This is a genomic window from Lachnoclostridium sp. (assembly GCF_031997925.1).
Taxonomy (GTDB): Bacteria; Bacillota; Clostridia; order Lachnospirales; family Lachnospiraceae; genus Lachnoclostridium.
Map to the genome: position 1 here is coordinate 1 of NZ_DAMADT010000066.1, position 1850 is coordinate 1850.

A 1850-nucleotide genomic window follows, 5' to 3' on the forward strand; every position below is an offset into this window, starting at 1 on the left:
TGGGGATGTTCAGAGGGAATCTATGCCGATGAAGTAGGTCGTTAAACTAGGATTTACTCACTGTGAGTAAATTATAATTAGAAAGAGGTAAAACATAATGAAAAATAAATTAAATAAAAACAAAGGCGAGATATTCATAAAGCATTTTTAGTTGGATTGGCTATGGGATGCATAATCATGTATTTAATACGTTAACTTAAGATTCAAAGAATTAATAGTACATTGAAAACTAAATATTGGCTAGTTGAAAATATAAATAATTACAAAATTCCCCCAAATACATTGACAAACTACCGCTATAGCGGTATAATGAATACAAGATAAAAAATAAGGAGGAATTTGAAAATGAGCAAATTACAAGAATTAAGAAAAAGCATGAGGATGACACAGCCAGACTTACATAAATTATCTGGAATAGCGCTTAGGTCGATAAAAGATTATGAACAAGGATGTAGAGATATTAATAAGGCTTCTGTATCAACGCTTTATCGATTGTCTTTAGTACTTGGATGTGAAATAAAAGAGCTTATTGAAAGTATTGAAGAGATTGAAGATGATATTGACGATAGAATTGTAAAACAAGCCGTAGAAACTGAAATGGACAAATCCTGTCACGCTGATTATGTAGAAGAATATAACACGCCTTTAGAATTTTATTTATCTAATGCAGAAGAAGATAGTTATATCGGATACTTGCAAGATAGATTCGGAATTAGTGAAGAGAAGGCAATTAAACTACAACGCTGGATTATTAAAGAAATAGAGGACGGGGTGAAATGAGAGCAGTTGTAGACAATCGGGGTAAGGTCTATAACTATTTAAAAGTTATAGAACAAAAAAGAGAAAAGATAGGAGAAAAGAATAGGACATATTATTACTGCGAATGCCTAAGATGCGGAGATATAAAATGGATACGTGCCGATCTAGTTACATCAGGAAGACAAGTTAGCTGTGGGTGTTATAATGCGGAGAACAATCTAGCTACTGTAAAAAACATAACAGATAAAGTATTTGGTAAACTTACTGCTAAATACGATACAGGAAAACGGGACAAGAACAATGGTGCTGCAATTTGGTATTGTGAATGTGAATGTGGAAATACAAAAGAAGCTTCTTCCACTGATTTAGACAGATTAGGAGTTAGTAGTTGTGGATGTATCGCAAAAGAATGGCAGTCGAAACATGGTAAAGAAATTGGAGCAATTATAAAAGAAGGTTGCATAGAAAAAACAAACGTTCGTAATTTGACTATGAAAATAAGAAATGATAATACTTCCGGTCATAAAGGTGTTACATGGGATAAAGAGAGAAACAAATGGTATGTATCTATAGGCTTCCAAGGCAAGCCTTATTATCTAGGAAGATACGACGATAAGAATGATGCAATAGAAGTAAGAAGTATAGCAGAAAAGAAAATTTTCGGTGAATTTTTAGAATGGTACGAAGAATACAAGCAAACAATACATAAGCAACACAAGCAAAACTAAATATGATGAAAGACTTCACAAAATCAGTTTATAAAACAATAGGAGGGGTAAAAAGAATGACAAAATTATATTGTGTAGAACAGGGAATATTGGGTAAGGACAAAAGTGAATTATTTTGTTTTGAAAAAAAGGAAGAGGCAGAAAAGTACTATAATCAGAATGATTATTGTGATAAGCCAGTAGAAAAAACATTTTCAGAAGAACAGGCAAAACAATTAATCGAAGATACTAAATTTATGATAAATCATTACTAAAAATAATTAAATCAAACTACTAGCTAATATTTAGTTGGTAGTTTTTTTGTGCGGTAAACTAGGATTTGGTGAGGTGTGAGTATGACAAGTGAATGTAGTGAATGTATTT

The 1850-nt window shown here is 31.9% G+C and carries 3 protein-coding genes; all 3 read left to right on the forward strand.

What is annotated here, in order from left to right; genetic code table 11:
• Nucleotides 1-345: 345 nt before the first annotated feature.
• The 3 genes from RTP52_RS20190 to RTP52_RS20200 are packed head-to-tail and all read left to right on the forward strand — an operon-like array spanning nt 346 to nt 1741.
• On the forward strand, nt 346-780 hold the full coding sequence (locus RTP52_RS20190) for a helix-turn-helix domain-containing protein (RefSeq protein WP_312373183.1): 435 nt from the start codon (nt 346-348) through the stop codon (nt 778-780).
• A complete protein-coding gene (locus RTP52_RS20195; RefSeq protein ID WP_312373184.1) occupies nt 777-1487 on the forward strand; it encodes a hypothetical protein in 711 nt (236 codons plus the stop codon). Before RTP52_RS20190 ends, RTP52_RS20195 begins: the two co-directional genes overlap by 4 nt.
• A 56-nt stretch (nt 1488-1543) precedes the next feature.
• The gene (locus RTP52_RS20200; protein WP_312373186.1) at nt 1544-1741 is read left to right on the forward strand and encodes a hypothetical protein; all 198 of its coding nucleotides are present in this window, start codon (nt 1544-1546) and stop codon (nt 1739-1741) included.
• Nucleotides 1742-1850 lie beyond the last annotated feature (109 nt).

Excerpts from the sequence above, each read along its gene's own strand:
- RTP52_RS20195 (WP_312373184.1), top strand. The coding sequence starts at position 777 with ATGAGAGCAGTTGTAGACAATCGGGGTAAGGTCTATAACTATTTAAAA.
- RTP52_RS20200 (WP_312373186.1), top strand. The coding sequence starts at position 1,544 with ATGACAAAATTATATTGTGTAGAACAGGGAATATTGGGTAAGGACAAA.
- RTP52_RS20190 (WP_312373183.1), top strand. The coding sequence starts at position 346 with ATGAGCAAATTACAAGAATTAAGAAAAAGCATGAGGATGACACAGCCA.